The 17892-nt window shown below is 68.5% G+C and carries 7 protein-coding genes; 2 read left to right on the forward strand and 5 right to left on the reverse strand.

Annotated features, from left to right (window positions below; all coding sequences use genetic code 11):
• Positions 1-177: 177 nt before the first annotated feature.
• Complete coding sequence (locus ACFYWQ_RS01760; RefSeq protein WP_389511806.1) at positions 178-2457, reverse strand: McrB family protein; 2280 nt, start codon at positions 2455-2457, stop codon at positions 178-180.
• Between the two features lie 264 nt (positions 2458-2721).
• On the reverse strand, positions 2722-3243 hold the full coding sequence (locus ACFYWQ_RS01765) for an ATP-binding protein (protein WP_389511808.1): 522 nt from the start codon (positions 3241-3243) through the stop codon (positions 2722-2724).
• Positions 3244-3417: 174 nt separating this feature from the next.
• Here ACFYWQ_RS01765 and ACFYWQ_RS01770 point away from each other — a divergent pair, with 174 nt between their 5' ends.
• A complete protein-coding gene (locus tag ACFYWQ_RS01770) occupies positions 3418-4287 on the forward strand; it encodes a helix-turn-helix domain-containing protein (protein ID WP_389511810.1) in 870 nt (289 codons plus the stop codon).
• The gene (locus tag ACFYWQ_RS01775; protein ID WP_389511812.1) at positions 4284-4508 is read left to right on the forward strand and encodes a DUF397 domain-containing protein; all 225 of its coding nucleotides are present in this window, start codon (positions 4284-4286) and stop codon (positions 4506-4508) included. The genes ACFYWQ_RS01770 and ACFYWQ_RS01775 overlap by 4 nt, the downstream gene beginning before the upstream one ends.
• Positions 4509-4533: 25 nt before the next feature.
• Here ACFYWQ_RS01775 and ACFYWQ_RS01780 read toward each other — a convergent pair whose 3' ends face one another.
• Genes ACFYWQ_RS01780 through ACFYWQ_RS01790 form a run of 3 tightly spaced genes read right to left on the reverse strand, consistent with a single transcriptional unit; the run spans position 4534 to position 17425 of the window.
• Positions 4534-8979, reverse strand: coding sequence for an Eco57I restriction-modification methylase domain-containing protein (locus ACFYWQ_RS01780; protein ID WP_389511813.1), 4446 nt, complete (start codon positions 8977-8979; stop codon positions 4534-4536).
• Positions 8976-12080: a helicase-related protein gene (locus ACFYWQ_RS01785; RefSeq protein WP_389511814.1), complete on the reverse strand. Its 3105-nt coding sequence runs from the start codon at positions 12078-12080 to the stop codon at positions 8976-8978. Before ACFYWQ_RS01785 ends, ACFYWQ_RS01780 begins: the two co-directional genes overlap by 4 nt.
• On the reverse strand, positions 12077-17425 hold the full coding sequence (locus ACFYWQ_RS01790) for a DEAD/DEAH box helicase (protein ID WP_389511816.1): 5349 nt from the start codon (positions 17423-17425) through the stop codon (positions 12077-12079). Before ACFYWQ_RS01790 ends, ACFYWQ_RS01785 begins: the two co-directional genes overlap by 4 nt.
• Positions 17426-17892: the final 467 nt, after the last annotated feature.

Here is a 17892-nt window from a genome sequence, read left to right on the forward strand (position 1 = left end):
TCAGGGTCCAGGCACTCCATCCGCCACCCTCGGCCACATCGACGGGGAACGGGTCCCGACCACGCCGAGCCGTTGTCACACCGGTGGCCTGCGGCACGGCCTCGACAGTGGCGCCGACAGGCGCCGTAAGAGCGGCCCGCACCGCGATGTCGAGCCGTTGCCGCCCGCTGACCTCCGTCACTCAGCGGCCCCTCGCGCCGCCGGAACGCCTTCGCCCGTCCCCTCCTCAGCGGCCGGGGTAGCGGTGGGTGCGCCAAGTCCGAGCTCCTCCCGCAGCCCTTCCAGGCCGTACTCGGATGAGACGTCCACGTCGTCCCCCCAGTGGAGTTCCTTGAGCAGGGGCAGGATCTGGTGGCGCCAGACCCGGTCCAGGCCCTTGGGGTGGGTGTGCACCGGCGTGCGCATGAAGTAGGACGGGCCGATCCGGAAGTCGCGGTCGTCGAGCCGGGCCCGTTCGATGCGGTTGTTGAGAGCGTCGAGGAGACGAGCGGCGTCCTGCGGGAACTGCTTCTTCGCCAGCCAGTCGGCGAGAACGGTATCCACCGGCCTCTCGGACGGGTGCAGCTCCATGAAGGAGAAACGCCGGCGCATCGCCGCATCCATGAGGGCGATCGAACGGTCCGTCGTGTTCATCGTGCCAAGGATGACCAGGTTGCGCGGCAGCCTGAAGCGGCGCCCCTTGTCCGAGCCGTACAGCAGGTGCACGAACTCACGGCGGTATTCGAGGAGGAAGTACAGCTCGCCGAAGACCTTGGCGAGATGGCCACGGTTGATCTCGTCGATGACCAGGACGAAGTTCTCGCCGGGGTTGTCGTCGGCCTTCTCGGCGAGGTTCTTGAGGGGGCCCGGGACCAGGTCGAAGACGATGCCGGACCCGGTGTCCGAGAGATCCTTTCCGGCGGGTCCTCCCGTCACCACCTTCGGACCGCTCCCACTCTTGGTCTCCTCCGGCGTGAGAGGGACCGCGCGCGGGCGGAAGCCCTCGAAGAAGTCCTCGTACGAATAGGCCGGATGGAACTGCACCAACTGGACGTTGGCCGACCGGCCCGCCGTGAGGTGGCGGGCCAGGGCGAGGGCCGCGAAGGTCTTTCCGGTGCCCGGCGGTCCGTGCAGGATCAACTGGGGCCGGTCACGAAGCAGTTCCACGCAGTCCTGGAGCCATTCAGTGTCGCGCATGGTCAGTTCGTCGGCCAGCTCCTGCGTGGCGTCGGGCAGTTCGGCGGCATCGACCGCGCCCGTGGGAGTCTGCTCGGGATCCTCGTCGAGAAAGACCTCGAGGTCGCCGGTGAACTCGGAAAGTTCGAGCAGGCCGGAGTTCGGGTTGCCCAGCGGTCCGGCGAGCGCCTCGGGCAGGTCGCCCATGGTGAGCGGGCTGTCCAGGTTGCTCCAGTCGACCGCCCTCTGCAGAACGGTCCCGTCCCCTGTGACGGTCGACACGGCCGGGCCCTTGACCTCACCGAGGTAGATCTGGTCGCCATCGGTGGTGACCACGATGTCGCCCTCCCTCATCCGGGACAGGAAGGCGTAGAAGGCCGTGGCCGTTTCAGTGCGCCGGGACTGGCTGAGATCGGTGTAGTACAGGTCGACGACCTGCCGCACGTGCTCCGGTTCATCCCCCTCTGCCAGTCCGGGAAGCCGGTCCGCCGAGAGCGTGCAGACGCCCTTCTCCCGCCACAGCGAGCGGATCAGCGTCGCTCCCCTCCCGTCGGTTCCGCGGATGAGCCAGGCTCGCCGACGCGGCTTGTCCTCCGGGGCCGCGGCCTTGAGTTCCTGAGGAACGAGGTCCTGAAGCTCCTCCCCCCGGATTCTCTTCGTGAGCAGTGCGCGCACCGCATGTGCCCCTGAGGCAGCCGGGTCATAGACCCGACTCTCCTCAAGGAGCGTGCGCCACTCGTCGTACTCGTTCTCCGCCAGACCGAGTTGCTCGGGAACTTCCCCGTCCGCTCCCAGCGCGAGATGCCAGCCGGTGGGGCGATGACTTTGAAGCCACGCCCGCAGCGGCTCTTCGTCCAGGGCGACAGCCTGCGCCAGGTCGGCGATCTCCACCCACTGGTTGGCGTCCGGCAGGGTCTCAAGGATCTCCGCCGCCCGGTCGAAGGCCGCCCGCTCGGTACTCCAGTACCCGTACCTCTCGTACGCGCGGGTCAGGAGTGCCGCCGGATCGCCCTCGTACGCCAGGAACGCCTGACGCCCCGGGCCGGTCAGCCTCCACGTCCGGCCCGTCTTGCGCAGCCAGCCCGCCTTGCCGAGGTTGATGCTCTCGTACCGCAGCTTGGTCCTGATCGTGGTCGACAGGTCCGGGAATGCCTCCTCCCAGTCCGCTTTCAACGACGGGTCCAGCTCCTGCACCCGCTCCCACACCTCGCGGAACGCCAGCCCATGACCTTTCGGCAGCTTGGCGAGCACCTGCATGGCGCCGTGCACCGCACGCGCGTTCAAGTCGAAGACCACGGTCATGACATCCCCCAGCCCCTCCGTTCTCGCCCCATCCCGGCGCATACGCCCCGGTCACAGGCCGATCAACTCCAGTGCCACCAACATAGCGGCGCTCACTGACAATCCGGCGACGGGACGGTGTTCAAGCCGCGGCACGATCCGGCCTGGCGGGGACTGGGCGGCGGGTTCCTGCATCCGGGCGCGATCACCGGTGACGATGCCGCTCCGGCAGGCGCGGTGTGCTTCCGGGTCGCGCCGCAAGCCCTACCGCGCGGGCACTGTCGTTCAGTTCAGCATGGGCCGAGCGGGCACAGGCACGCGGCAGCGCACCTGCTTCCCGATCGCCGACCGCCGTACCTGCCAGTCCGGCGCGAGCAGATCGACCAGGCCGAGCCCCCGCCCAGACTCCGCGTCGGCACTGTCCAGCGGTGTAGCCCTTCGCCGTGGCAGGACGCCGGGGTTCGGATCGTGCACGTTCACCGCGATGCCGTACAACGTCACGTACACCTCCACGACGAGCGGTACGTGGTCTCCGCAGGCCCGCACCGAGTTGCCGACCAGCTCGGAGACGACGAGCTGCACGGCGTCGACGACGTCGGGCCCCATGCCATACGCAAGGAGCGCGGAACGGGTCGACGCCCTTACTCCGCAGAGGTTTTGCGGCGAGGCGCAGAAGTGGGCGGCGAAGCCCTGGGGGCGGGCGCGGAGGTAGTAGCCGGGGGTGGTGGGTGCGAGTTCGGGCGGATCGGGGGTGGCTGTGGCGGGGGTGGCATGGGCGGGCGTGGCCTCGGTGGGGGTGGGGTGCATGGCGCCTCCTCGCGGCGACAGACATGCTAAGTACAGCAATTGATGACTGAGCACACCAACTTGACTTCAGCGTGACGCTTGAGCACCTGAACTCGCAACCTTGTCACCTCGAATTGCATACTCGACTATTCGTTCCCATCGCCACACCTCAGCGGGTGGTGCCATGCTGCCGACATGCCAAACATGCGCCCCGTTCCGACCGTCCGCCGCCGACGTCTCGGGCAGGCCCTGCGCCAGTACCGCAACACGGCCGGTCTGAGCCTCGATGCTGCCGCCGCGACCATGGGCTGGATCGGGCCGAAGCTCTCCCGCATCGAAACAGCCAACGGTTACATCCGCCCCGGCGAGGTGGCTCCGCTACTGAAGGCGTACGGCACGGTCGACCCGGAAGTCGTGGCGGCGCTGGAGGCACTGGCCAAGGACGCCCGCAAGCAAGGCTGGTGGCAGACGTACAGCGGCATCGTCTCCCCGTCCTACGCCGACTACATCTCACTGGAATCGGATGCCGAGAGCATCCGCGAATTCGCCCCGCTGCTCATCCCGGGGCTGTTGCAGACCGCCGCATACGCACGCGAGAGCATCGCAGCGAACGCGATCACGCGCACACCGGAAGAAGTAGCGGCCCTGGCCGAAGTGCGCCAGGCGCGACAGTCCGTACTCACGCGCCCCGATGGCCCGCTGAAGCTTTGGGCGGTCATCCATGAGGCCGCCCTGCACCAGCGGTTCGCTCTCCGCCCCACGACCATGCGCGAGCAGTTGCAGCGGCTGCTCGATGTCGCCGACATGCACCATGTGACTCTTCAGGTCATGCCGTTGGATGCCACACCGCACCCGGGGAACGTCGGCGGTTTCAGCCTGGTCAGCTTCCCTCCACCGATGCCCGACGTAGTACTACTGGAGAATCTGATCGGCTCGTCCTACGTTGAGGGCGTCGGCGATGTTCGAACTTTCGCTGACGCCTTCGAACGCATCGTCGCGGCAGCGCTCCCGACCGATGACTCGTTGGCTCTGATCACGCGCATCGAGGAGAAACAGCGCAAGTGAACGGCAACCGTAAGTCGGACCTGTACGCCGTCGACCTGACCAAGGCGGTGTGGCGCAAGGCATCAGCAAGTGGAGGGGAAGGGAACTGCGTAGAAGTCGCCCAACTCCCCGGTGGAGCCAGGGCCGTCCGGGATTCCAAGAACCCCGGACGGGAACCCCTGCGCTTCACGGCCTCAGAGTGGGCCGCCTTCCGGGAAGGGGTCATCGCCGGCGAACTGTGACCGGCGCTGATCCCCCTGCCGCGCCTCAGCTCCAGAAGCCGAGCTGCTCGTCCTCCCCTATGTCCGCCATGCCGAACAGGACGTCCTCTGCGTCAGGCCGACCCACGTCCGCGACCGCCTGCCCGCCTGAGTCCGGCGGCTCCGGGGCCGGGGGCACCGACCGGGTGAGCGGACTCGTACCGGGCCCGTGCCGACGGCCCCGGCCGGGGGCCGGGCTCAGCTCGGCGTGGACGTACCGTGTGCCCTGCTCCGCCGCCTTCGCCATCTCTCGGTAGACCGCCAGGATCTCGTCCTTCGTACGCTGGAACAGCTCCGGCTTCTTGTTGCGGAACGCCCGGAAGCTGTCCAGCACGAGGGCGGCCTCACCCTCGGACACGCCGTACAGGTGGAAGTACGCAGCGTCCAGCTCGGCCTGCATCAGGAAACGGCGCTCCTCGTCCCAGACGAACGGGGCTCCCTCGTCGCCCAGGTGGCGGGCGAAGGGGGCCAGCTCGTGCGAGGTGTAGGTGAGTTCGAGGACGCGGTCGCGGATCCAGGGGGCGGAGGGCTCGTTCGCGAGCCAGGGGGCCGCGCGCATGTAGGCGTCGGGTTCAAGAACGGGCAACTGCTCTACCACGAAGTACGAAAGCGATGCACCGGAGTGCTTTTGCCGCGCGGTGAAATCAAGTACGAAGCTAGTCAGGTTGGCCAGCAAGAGGTCTGGGGACTGTTGGGGGAACATCAGGGGAAGCTTGTCTCCGGCCGCCACGCGAGGCACCGGAGCAACGATCACAGTTCGTTGGTCCGAGGCCCTGCTGACATTTCGCCTTCCCAGGTACCAGGCATGGGGCCATGTACGCCCTTCCTTAGCGATCTGACTCTCAACCTGCTCCTCCAGCACCCAGTACCGGGGCAGCGGCACCGCATAGGGATCCTCATGCGCCCCGGTGTCCAGCCGGGGCAGCGTCCCCTTGTTCATCTGCGCCTGCGTCGCGTTCTCGTACGTCGCGAAACGCGAGTCGTAGTGGTGGACGAACTTGCCCTCATACAGCGGCAGAGCACGCTCGTTCTCGCGCACGAACGTGGTGCCGACGCGAGTCCAGCCGTCGTTGAGCAGAGCCTCGTCCGTCAGGAACCTCTTTGAGTCGCTAGCCATGTCGAACATACGCATGAAGCGCAACCCCCAAGCATTCCGCTCACCCCCCATCCCCTTGTTCGCCCACAGCACCGGCACCCGCTCGTGAATCCCCCGCAGCACGCTCAGGTGCTCCGGGCTCTCGCACACAGGTGAGGTCCGCGTGTTGGGATTGATGTCGCGGAAGCCCTGCGCGTCCAACTCGAAGGTACGGGCATCCAACTGGTCGGGCCTGCGGGCCCGGAACGCGAGCCGCGCCCGCTCGTGGCGCCCGCCCGAACCGGAAATGGTGAACAGGCAGAAGCTGTACCGGTTGGTGACGTCGGGAAAGAGCTTCTCCTCGTTCTCCATGTCCAACACCGTCACCAACTGCCGCCGCTCCACCAGATCCCCGAAGAACCGCGACGTCGTCATGTCTGTCGCGATCCCCGTCGGCAGCACAAGCCCCGACATGCCCTTCGGGGCGAGCAGCATCCGGGCGCGCTCGGCGAACACCGCGTACGTGTTGACGTCGCCGTGTCCGGTGAGCGGGAAGATGCCGGAGCTGCGGAGCATCAGCGTCGTACCCGCCGCTTCGCGCAGCGCCACCTGGAAGTCGTGGTAGTGCTCGCGGTCGACGGCGTCCTCGCTCTCCTGAAGCGCCGCGATGAGCTTCTTGCGCTCGTGGGCGTTGAGCGCGTCGGCGACGGTCTCGTCACGGGAGGCGAACCACTCCTTCTCCTGGATCTTGACGCGCTCCCAGGGCGGGTTGCCGAGGATGCAGTCGAAGCCACCCTGCCAGCCTGTGTCCGGGTTGTGGTCGTCGTCTTCGTCGTTCTCGACGCGGAAGACGCGCGGGAACTCCAGGTGCCAGTGGAAGAACTGGTTGCGGGAGGCGATGTTCTGGAGGGTCTCGGTCTCCTCTTCGTCCAGAGTGCCGCCGTCCGCCAGGTACAGCAGGGTGGTGCTCGTGATTGCCGAGGGAGCGCCCTCGTACTTGGGCCACAGGAAAGCCGCGCACCAGGCGTCCGCGACGCGCTGATGGCGTTGGCGTTCCTCGGACTCCCGCACGAACTCCTCGTAGCGGCGGGCCTGTTCGCGCACCTGGGACAGACTGCGGCCCGGCAGCTGGGCCAGTACTTCGGCCTCCTGACGGAGTTCGGCCGTCCCGACCCGTAGCGGGCTGCGCCCCAGGGCCGCCTGGATTCCGTCGCCGCCCGCGCGCTCCTTCTTGTTGGTCGCCTTGAGCCGCGTGAGGATCTTGCCGTCGTCGCCCGCGAGTTTCTTGAACGCGCCGTCCGGGATCGCCTCCGCGACAAGTTTCGGCGTCGTACCGAGCAGGGCGTTGCCCACCTTGACGCGGTCGTCGAGGAACGCGAGGGGCCGGCCGGGCTCCAGGGACTCCAGCCACAGGGAGACCTTGGCGATCTCCACGGCCATCGGGTTGATGTCCACGCCGTGCACGCAGTGGCGTACGACCTCGGCGAGCGCGGCCCGCACCCGCTCCGGGGCCGGTTCGGGGTCCCCGGTGTCGAGCTGGGCGTAACGGAGGGCGACGCGGCGCGCGGCGGCGACCAGGACGTGGCCCGAACCGCAGGCGGGGTCGATGAACGTCAGGTCGAGGAGGCGGCGCGGGTCGGCCGTCGCGAAGCGGTCTATGACCGGGTCGAGTGCCTCGTCGAGGAGTTTCTCGATGACACTGACAGGTGTGTAGTAGGCACCGGTCGTCTTGCGCTTGTTGCCGGCGAGGGTCTGGAGCCAGAACCGTTCCGGCTGGGCGCTGCGCCGGGGCCGTAGTTCCAGCAGGGACTCGTAGACGCTGCCGAGTTCGTCGGCGCCGAGGTGGCGGTAGTCGACGCGCTGCCAGCGGCGGTTCGTGTCCTGGACCTGGCACAGCAGCCGTACGGCCTCCAGGAGGCGGTCGTTGGGCAGCCTGGCGGTACGCAGCGGTTCGGCCGAGCCGAGCCGGGTGTCGGCGACGTCGTCCTCGTCCCGGACGTCCCGGAAGTACAGGCCGCCGAGTTCGGGCAGGGCGAGAGCGGGTGCCCCGCCGTCGGTGCCGAGGGCGTCGAGCACTCTGCACAAGGCAGGCCATAGGTCGGTGTTGCGGTCTCCGGGGCGGCGGAAGGCGATGCGGCGCAGGCGTCTGGTGGAGAAGTAGGCCATGTACCGCTTACGGGCGCGCGCCACCTCCTCGGACTCCTCCGGGTCGAGGAGAATGCCTCGGTCCTCAGCCACGAACAGGAAGATCAACTGGTAGGCGAGGCGCAGCAGTTCGTGGTGGAACTCCTCCAGGGTCTCCTGGCCGCCGCGTGCGACGGCGTCCCGCAGATGCTCGTTGGTGTCCAGGAAGCCGGTGCCGAGCACGCCGAGGGCGTCGGCGACCTGGTCACGGAGGTGGTCGCGGGCACGCAGGCCGGTCTCGACGGCGTGGGTGCGCAGCCACTCGATGCGGCAGTCGGCCGGGGTGAGGGCGGGGGCGTCGGGGTCCCCGGTAGCGTCGAGCGTCGGTTGCGCGGCCCCGCCGACAGCGTCGCCACGGGAGTCGTACTCGCCCTCGTCCTCCTCGTTGTCTCCTTCGTCGCCCTCGGACGTCTCCGCCGACTCCGGTTCTTCGGCGGTGTCGCCGTCCGGTTCCTCTCCCCCGTCCCCGACGGCTCGCCCACGACCGCGTTTACGCGGCTTGGCCACCAGCTCGAAACGGGAGGCGTGCAGCAGGGAGTACAGGAGAACGAAGTCGGCGTACTGGTCGTTGTCGAAGATCGCTTCGAGGTCGAACTCCAGATACGCGGAGCCGACGAGGGAGGTGGAGTCCCGCAGGACGCGCAGGAGTTGGCCGTTGGAGAGAATGCCCCAGAGGTGGCCGGGCGAGACGTTGAGGAGTTCCTGGAGGACGGACTGCGGGGCGCGCCGGTTGCCCACCTTCCGGTCGAGCGGCTTGTCCCAGGCCAGCAGATGCACCGGAAGGTGGTCCTGCCAGCGGTGGCTCGTGTGCAGCCGCTCGCCCCGGCCCGGGTGCTCGACGGTGACGCCGTCGGCGGCCAGCGGCCCGTAGCCGAGTTCCGTGAACAGACGCAGCAGCCACGCCCTGCGGGTGAGCGTGGTCGCGGACTTCTCTCCGGGCAGCCGGTCGAGGTCGTCGCGGAAGGCCCGGTAGGCGCCGGTGAGCGCCGTCCAGGCGCGGCCCGCCGCGTCGCCGATGCGTTCGCCGCGGTACAGGCCGTAGTCGGCGGGGGCGCAGCCGGGCAGCTCGCGGTCCCCTGCGGTGACCCGGGCGAGCAGATCAGCCGTGAAGAGCCGTCCCTCGACCCGAACGGCGGACGTGGACGTGGACACGGAGGGGACGGCGGCCCGCGGGTCGGGCAGTACGGCGGTCAACGGCGGACTCCGGCGGGTACGAAGGCGTAGACGCCGAGCTCGTCGGGCGGCCCGGCAGGGGTGACGGTGATACGGCGGGCGGCGGCAGCACCGAGCGCACGACCACGCTCGCCCGCGGCCTCGCGCACCCGCAGATGCGCGGTGGTGAGCTGCGCGGCGAGCTGATCCCCGTAGGCGTGCAGATGGTCGCGCACCTCGGGAAGCCTCAGCTCGCCCAGGGCACGGCTGACGGCGCGCACGCGTTGCTCAGTGATGACGCTGCCCTTGGGTTCGGCAGCGAGGAGACGGGCGGTCTCCTCGTCGGTGAGCCATTCGATACCGCCGTCGTCGTCAGGGCGCCAGCCCAGCACACGGGCGTCCTCGGCGACCAGTTCCTTGGACTCGCCACTGCGCTTGAGGGGCAGTTTGAGCTGGAGGCGATAGCGGGCCAGCAGGAGCACGGTGTAGGTGTCGACGGATTCCGTACGGATCACGCCGAGGCGGCGGGCGGGCCGGTCCTCGGTCGATACGGCGGGGTCGAGTGCCGAGTCCAGGACATAGCGGGCGATGGCGCGAACCGCGGGGTCGGTGCGTACCAGTGCGTGCTCGTTCGGCGGAACGGGCAGGTCCCGGTGAAAGACCAGGTCGCGGGGGCCGGTCGCGGAACCTGTGGTCTTCTTAGGAGACTGGGATCTCCGAGGGGCCTTCGCCGTCGTTCGGCGCGCGGCCCTTCCGGTGCCGGCGGCAGCCGCCGCCTGGTCCTCGGTCTCGTACACGCCGAGCGAATGGCGCAGGCCGGCGGGGAGCGGGCCGGGCTGGGCGGCGAAGCCCGGAGCGTGCGGGAGACTCCGCACCGGGGCGCGCAGCGCGGCGAGGGACTCCCGGGTGAACTCGACGATGTCGCCGGGTGCGCCGAGGACCTGCCGCAGCGCGGTCAGCTCGTCCTCGACGTCCTGCGGCCGCATACCGGAGTGGGAGAACTTGGTCGGAATCCGTGACTCCCGTTCCGCGGCGCTCTCCCATTCGCGGTGCAGCGCGTCGCGAGCCGCCCCGATCTGTTCGTCCGCCCCGAAGTCGAAGGACATCTGGCCGGCGGCCGCCGCTTCGGGCCGACCGCGCAGGAGCAGGCTGTTGGTGAGCGCCTCCAGGACGCGCTCACCCGTCTTGGGCACGGGCAGGGCGACACCGGTCTGCTGGGCGATGTCGCGGTGTTTGCGGATCAGGACGTCCAGGACGAGTCCGTCGATACCGGTGTCGGTCTCGTAGAGCGTGACGGCCATGACACGTTCGCTGCGCTGGCCGAACCGGTCGACCCGGCCCTCCCGCTGCTCGTGGCGGGTCGGGTTCCACGACAGGTCGTAGTGGAGGACTGCGCTGAAGCGCTCCTGGAGGTTGACGCCCTCGGACAGGCAGTCGGTGGCCACCAGGACCTGACGTCCGGGCCGTACGGTGAGCTCCGCGACGCGTGCCTCTCGCGCCTCGGGGGGCAGGTTGCCGGTGATCGCCTCGACGTGGGCCCGGCCACCGAGAGCATCGTGGAGGTGGGTACGGACGTAGTCGGCCGTGGGAATGTAGCGGCAGAACACGATGGGGTCGTGGCCGTCGGCGATGAGTGCCTTGACCTCGTCGATCAGCAGGCGCAGCTTCGCGTCGTGCTCGGGGCCCGCGAGTTCAGCGGCACGCTGGGCGAACTCCTTCAGCCGGCGGTCCGCCTTGCGAGGACGGGTAGCCTCCTCGGGCGCCCCCGTGCTCCCCGCATCCTCGGTCTTCGCGTCCGTGACGGGCGGTTCCCCTCCATCGAGGAGTGTGCCGGGGACGGCGTCCAGGCCCTCTGACGCCTCCGCGTCCGGGGCTTCCAGGACCGCGTCGCGGCCGATGCGGTCGGCCTCCTGGGGGGTGCGCGCGGCGCCGACTGCGGAACGGGTGGTCAGGGTCGCCCGGCCCGCCGCCGGGGAGGACAGCACACAGCGCAACAGCGCGAGGACGGACCACCAGCTCATGCGCTGGCGCAGCTCGCCGTCGGGCCGGCGGATCTGCTCACGGGCGTACGTGATCACGTCGGAGACGAACTCGGCGTACGAGGAATCGAGCCGGTACGGCACCTCCCGCAGCATGCGATCGGCCGGGAAGGGAGTGTCCTCGTCGAGGAAGTGGCGGATGTCGCGGCGGCGGCGCTGCACCAGGTGGCGGGCGATCCGGTCGCGATGCGCGGGTACGGTCGGATCCAGCTGGGCGAGGCTCTCGTCGAGCAGGCCGGTGAGTTTGGCGAAGGCGTCGCGGTCCCCGCTGTGCGGGGTCGCAGTGATCAGGATCAGATGGCGGTCACGATCGGCGGCCAGGTCCTTCAGCAGCTCGTAGCGCTGCTGGCGGCCCGCACCGGCTCCGATGCAGGTGTGCGCCTCGTCCACGATCAACAGGTCCGGGCATGTGCGCAGGAAGGCGTCGCGGCGATCGCGTTGCTTGATGAAGTCCGTGGACACGACGGTGTACGGATACCGGTCGAAGATCGTCTGATCGGTCTCGATGAGCGACCGCTCCAGCTTGCCGGCCGTGGAGGGCAGCACGAGTTCAGCATCGAGGCTGAACTTGTCGTGCAGCTCGCGCTGCCACTGCTCGGCCAGCGCCGGAGAGCACAGCACGGCCATCTTCGTCGCGGAGCCCTGTTCGATGAGTTCCTTGGCGATCAGCGACGCCTCGACTGTCTTGCCGATCCCGACATCGTCTCCGATCAACAGCCGCACGGTGTCCATACGCAGAGCGGCCATCAGCGGCACCAGCTGGTACTGACGTGGCTGAACGGCGATTCCGGACAGGCAGCGGAACGGTCCCGCACCGCTGGACGCCGAAACCCGAAGGGCCGTACGCAGCAAGGACGCGGAGGCGAAGTCGCCGATGTCGTCGCTGTCGACAGCCTGGGGCCGACCCGTTCCGTCATCCTTGACCAGCAGCTCAGGGGCGGAGAAGTGCGGGTCGCCGGTCTCTTCGGGGAACAGCAGGGTGTCGAATTCGCTGTCGCCGTCGAGTGGGCGGGCCAGCACGAAGTCCGCCGTGGTGCCGGGCAGCACCACCCAGTCCCGGTTACGAGCGCGGACCAGTGCACCGGGCGTGTAGAGGCCGGTCATCGCGGCGCCCGTCCCGGGCCGAAGACGTTCGGGTACGCGCGCACGGTGCTGTGCCACTCCTCTTCGCTTTCGTCGCTCATCTCGATCACGAGCCAGCCGCGGTTCTCCAGCCAGGTTCTGGCCTTGGTGTCGCGCGACTCGTCGGGGACGCCGTTGCCGGGCAGGTCCAGGAAGACCGCGACGTCGGCGTCGGGTAGACGGTAGACGAAATCGGGCACGGCCCGCGCCGAAGCCGTCTCCTCGCCGGTCTCGTCCGGCAGCCGGTAGCCGTGGCCGCGCAGCCACTCCACGAATCCACCGCCGCTGTCGTGCGACGAACGCAGCGCCAGTGCGGCCGCGTGCTCGACGGGGCTCGCCGCCTGGGGCTGATCCCTGACCGCCCGGCACTGAGCGAGTTCTTTCAGCACCTCGACGGCCGTCTGCCTGCGGATCATGGGGTGGAAGAGCTGGTTGTGGTAGGTGAGCAGGCAGTCGTAGCAGCCGAACTCACAGGTCTCGCGGGCTCCCCTGGCGTGCTTCCGGTCGTGCCACTGCCCGTCCTCCCACTCGTAGTGAATGATTTCCAGGGCTTTGGCGGCGACCTTGGCGATCGTCTCGTGGTCGTCGTGCAGCAGCCTCAGCACTCCGGCGCCGCCCTCCGCGCCCTCGACGAACAGCATGCGGGCCCTGTCCTCGGGATCGGGCAGGTCCTCGCTGTGCAGCTCGGCGTCCTCCAACTGGAAGTGCGCTTCGATGCCGCGCTCCAGGGCGTAGCGGAGCGTGACACGCGTGTAGTGGTCGACCGGGGTGGACAGCCGCAGCACGGCGATGTTCTTGCTGTCCTCCGCGTAGGGCACGACCTTCTCGGTCCGTGTGGTGAGCCGGAAGGTGCCGAGCGCCTCCTGCTCCGCCGAGGTCTCGGCGCGCTCGGCGGCCTTGGTGTCGCTCAGCCAGCGCCCCGAGACGGGGTCGAGCCAGAAGCCCTCGTCGCCAGGGGGGCGACGGGTCCGCCGCCCCAGGTTGATGACCTGCACCGCCGCGTCGCCATAGGTGAGTTCGGCGATCGCGCGCTCGGCGTCCGCGGTGCCGGGAAGGCAGAACCGGGCCGTGAGTTTGCCATGGTGGAAGCGGTAGGCGGTCTTCAGGTGGAAGGGCTCCCGCAGGCGCTCCTCCTCATCGGAGGAAATACGGCGTCGGGGCTCGGCGTACACGGTGGTCAGCTGCATCAACCGGCGCAGGACCGGTACGAGGCGGGCTCCGCAGCCGACGCAGTCGTCACGCTTTTCCCGGGTGTCGTGCCAGTAGCCGCAGTCGCCGCACACCTTGGCGTCCACCGTGGCGATCCGGCCAGGGGTCTCCCCCATCGGAACCTGGACGTTGGAGACGGTGTAACGGCGGCCCTCGTGATAGATCAGCGCTCCAGGACCGAATTCGCCGATGGCGATGAACCGCGGCCGCTGAATATAGGCACCGCGCTTCTGACCGTACTTGCTCTCGCCGGGCTCTCCGGGAACGTACGCGGCGAGCGGCAGCCTCGGGAACGAGTAGCCGGGCAGGAACCCCTCGGAAGCGAAGTAGCGATAGGTGTAGAAGTCGGAGCGGGCGCCCTCGTTGTCGTCCGAGTCGTTGCGCAGCAGGTCGAGCTGCTGCTCGGCCTGAATACGGCGGGATCTCGCCCGTCTGCGGTCCTGGGCACCGATCGAGGAGTCGTTGGCGAGGCGGTCCTGCTCGTCGCGTTCGTCGTGCGCGTTGCGGTACAGCCGACGCCAGCGGTCGCAGGCCCGGTCCAAGGTGCGCAGCGCGTCTCGTACCTGGTCGTCGATCCAGCCGTCATACCACCAGGCCGTGTCGGCGAGATCCCCCTGCAGCGGAGCGAGGATCCGTACGCAGCGCGCGATGGCGTTGCGGCGGTAGGCGTCGGTCTCCAGGGTCTTGCGCAGTTCCTTGTCGAGCGGCAGCGGAAGAGCGCCGCTCGCCTCGCTCGCGGGCGCGGCGACGTCGAGTACCTCCGTCATACGGTGGCCCAGGCTCGCTCCCGTCTCGGCCAGCCACACCGCCTGTACATGGGAACGCAACAGGTCTTCGTTGGTGAGGTCGATACGAGGAGGCACCACACTGCCGGACACCATGAGTTCAGGACGGCGGAAGTAGTACTGGTCGTGGGCGCTACCCGTCGAGCAGTACGTCGTCACCAGGGCCGGCTGACCCGACCGTCCTGCACGGCCCGAGCGCTGCGCGTAGTTGGCCGGGGTCGGCGGGACGTTACGCATGGTGACCGCGTTGAGTTCCGCGATGTCGACGCCCAACTCCATGGTGGGTGAGCAGAACAGCAGCGGAAGATCGCCGTCCCGGAAGCCCCGCTCACGCTCCCGTCTCATCTCCGAGTCCACCTGAGCGGTGTGCTCCCTGGCCTCCAGCCCTCGCAGTTCGTCGGCCGCGTCCCGGTACAGGTCCCGGAAGAACGGATTCACCCGGGCTCCGGCGCCGGAGTCGAACGTCTTGCGTACGAGGTCCGGCTCGCCGGTCTCGCCGTCACCGGGCAGCCAGATCAAGGAGGAGACCTTGAGCTGGTGGCCGAGGCTGCCGTCGGACCGCTCGTCCACGACCTGAAGCAGACCGGCAGTGCGCAGTGCCCGAAGGAGGTCGCCGATGATGACATCGGCGTCAGCCTCACCGAGACGTTTGCCCGCCAGCTGCGGCAGTGCTCCGAACTCTCCCGGCCTGCGCAGATAGCGGCCGTAACCACCGCGGGCGCTGAAGTACACGGTGTCCGCTGTCGAGGAGCGCTTCGGCCGCGGCCCGGCGTACGCGATCCGGGCAGGTGTGCGCGGATCCGTGTCCGGCACGGCCCAGATACCGGCGAGGTGTTCCTTGCTGAGAGCGACCAGTTGCTCGTGTCCCAGCTGGGTCAGCCACTTCTCGTTGACGGCGAGAGCCCGGCGCAGTTCGTCGAGCAGGGTGCGTGCGATCTCCTGCCGGTGAGCGGGGTCGTCGTTCTCCAGAGCCCAGTGGGTGCCGCGCCAAAGGTCGGCGTCGGCGGCGATGTCGGCGAGCGAGGTGTAGTCGAAGCGCAGCAGGCCGGTCTGGGAGAGGTTGGGCATGGTCAGCCGCCAGCCGCGCTCCAGGTCCGCGTAGATGCGGTAGGCCAGCGCGGAACGCAGGGCCGCCTGGGTGTCCTCCAGCGGCCCGTACTTGACCTGGGCGTTGCGGGCGTAGGCCGTCAGCGGCAGGTTCAGCGCCTCGGCAACGGCCTGAGGCAGCGCGTCGTGGCGCAGCCCCGCCGTACCCGCCTTGTCCAGGGCCCGGTACAGAGCGCCCCTGATCTGGGTGACCTGGACGAAGTCGTTGAAGTGGCCGGCCTGGAGACTGGCGTCCTGACGGTTGTCGACGAACGTCAGCAGCTTCTGAGCGCGCTTGCCGAGGTCGGCTTGGCCACGCAGTGACCGCACTACGCTCGCGCTGACCAGGGACACCGCGGAACTGCGCCCTTCGGCCGAGAAGGTGGCGAGCTTGGCGAAGTCCCGGACGCGCAGCTGCTCGTATCCGACGCGGCAGCGGGGGCAGAAGCGGAACGGCGCCCTGATCCACCAGGCGCGCAGTCCGGTGCCGGGCTGCGCCCGCCGCCCGTCGGGGCTGATCCACACCTGTTCGGGAAGGTCGTCCTTGCGGGCTTTGACGACCGTGCGCTGTCCTTGGTCGTCCGTCTCGATCCAGCTTGCCGGAAGCCGGTCCAGGATCTGCTCGGGGTCGCTGGGCCAGGGACGTTCCTTGTCCACGTAGAGGTAGCCGTCACCTGCCTCGGCCGGGGCCTCGGGGTCCTTGCGTGCGAAATAACGCTCCTGCCGCCCGTCGTGGGTCACGGCCAGGTAGTCGTGTCCGCATTCACGGCAGAAGTGGAGCGGGACCAGCGGCCGATCCTGGTGTCCGGGTACCCGCAGCTGGTACTGACTCGTGAGATGGCGAGGGGCGGCGGGCGCCTCAAGGCTGGCGTAGACCGTGTCGCCCTTGGAGAGGAACTGGTGGAGCCTAAACGCGAACAGGGGGCGGCGGGTGCCGGAATCCTTCACCCGTGCGCCGGCCTCCAGCATCGCCTTGATCGCTTCCCTGCAGTCGGCCTCCGACACGGTCTGTTCACCGCACGCCCGGCGCAGGTCGACGGCAGCCCGCGGAATCGTGGTGGGGCTGCGGCGGCGGAAGCGCCGCGGGGCTCCGTCCGTGGGGCCCGCCGGCTCCAGTTCAAGGCCGAAGGCTTGCTCGACCCAGACAGCGAGCGGGTCACGGCTGAGGACCTGATACGAGGACGACAGGGCATCGGGACCGGAGACCGCACGGCGCACAGCGGCGGCGAGGGCGGCCGCATGTTCCTCGGGCGCGAGTGGCCGACCGGGATCAGTGGCCCTCTCAAGCATCTCTCCGATCACCCGGTCCGGATCGACGGGAGTGCCGAAGAGCCGCGTGGCGACCTCGGCCACCGTCTCCTGGGCCTCGGCGAACGTCTCCGTCGTGGCCATGGTCGCGGACGTCCCTACGCACCGCAGATCCGTCGCCTCGCACGCCTCCCTGAGCCTACGCACCAGGATGCCCACGTCAGCTCCCTGGCGGCCGCGGTAGGTATGCAGCTCGTCCAGGACGAGGAAGCGCAGGCCCTTCGCCGCCTTGACTAGCTCCTTGCGCTCATCGGGGCGGGTGAGGAGGTACTCCAGCATCATGTAGTTCGTGAGCAGGATGTCCGGCTTGCTGTTGAGTACGGACTCCTTCTCTTTGCGCTTCTCCTGCCCTGTGTAGCGGGCGAAGGTGACGCGGCGGTCCTCGGAAGCCACGCCGTTCTCGAGATAGTGCTTGAGCTCGTCCATCTGGCTGTTAGCCAAGGCGTTCATCGGATACACGATGATCGCGGAGATGCCGTCGGGGTTCGGGTTCTCAAGGACCTCGTTCACGATCGGAATCAGGTAACAGAGGCTCTTTCCAGACCCGGTTCCGGTGGTCAGGACGTACGAACTCTTCGACGCGGCGATCTCGATCGCCTGGCGCTGGTGGTAGTGCAGGGTAAGAGTGATGTCTTCGTCCGCAGCCGTATCACCAGCGCGGTTCTTGCTGCGGAAGTACTGCGCACACAGCGGATGAAGGAGCCTCGTGTCATCGGATCCCGGTTCGGTCAGTTCCGCGACCGTTCCGCCCTTGCGGAATGTGGGATTGAGCGAGATCCATGGATCAGGCCACCTGGACTTCCTCTCCCGCTCCGCCCTGAGGTGCTCACGAATGGCGGGATCCCTCACCCAGACCAGGGAGCGCGTGAACTCGTCGTAGTCCTCGATGAGCCGCTCATGCGCGCCGAACACATCCATGGCGTTGCCAATCCCCCTCATGCACGACTCATAGCTCGCGGTACGGCTCTCTCGTCTGGCTAGTCGCAGCGGCACGACCACCCACCGACTGAGCACGTCCGAACAACCCTACCGGCGAGATCGCAGGTGCCAGCGGGGGTCGCGCACCCTGGCTTGATCGGAATCCTGTGTCCGCGGGCCTTGAGGTCTCCTGGACCGATCAAGACCCCCTCGGCAAGGAAGAAATCCAGTCCACGGGCCACAACCTGCCCTGCCCATCGATATCAACCCGCTCCGCACGGGACATACCGGATAAAACTCTCCAGTACATCCGCGACTTCCGACCGCCGCCCGCCTACACCTCACGCCGACCGATCGTCCGATATGCACCCTCCGTGTATCTACCGGTCAGACAGGGCGGACCATACACAGGCCCGAATTCGACCCGGACACTTCGTTCAGCAGGAAACATGCCTATGACCTGCTCTGACCTGCGGAAATAAAGAGCG

This window comes from Streptomyces sp. NPDC003247 (assembly GCF_042888135.1).
Lineage (GTDB): Bacteria > Actinomycetota > Actinomycetes > Streptomycetales > Streptomycetaceae > Streptomyces.

What these genes read in the sequence shown, in the direction of transcription:
- ACFYWQ_RS01760 (WP_389511806.1), bottom strand. Translation starts at nt 2,457, where the DNA reads ATGACCGTGGTCTTCGACTTGAACGCGCGTGCGGTGCACGGCGCCATG.
- ACFYWQ_RS01765 (WP_389511808.1), bottom strand. Translation starts at nt 3,243, where the DNA reads ATGCACCCCACCCCCACCGAGGCCACGCCCGCCCATGCCACCCCCGCC.
- ACFYWQ_RS01790 (WP_389511816.1), bottom strand. Translation starts at nt 17,425, where the DNA reads ATGAGGGGGATTGGCAACGCCATGGATGTGTTCGGCGCGCATGAGCGG.
- ACFYWQ_RS01785 (WP_389511814.1), bottom strand. Translation starts at nt 12,080, where the DNA reads ATGACCGGCCTCTACACGCCCGGTGCACTGGTCCGCGCTCGTAACCGG.
- ACFYWQ_RS01770 (WP_389511810.1), top strand. Translation starts at nt 3,418, where the DNA reads ATGCCAAACATGCGCCCCGTTCCGACCGTCCGCCGCCGACGTCTCGGG.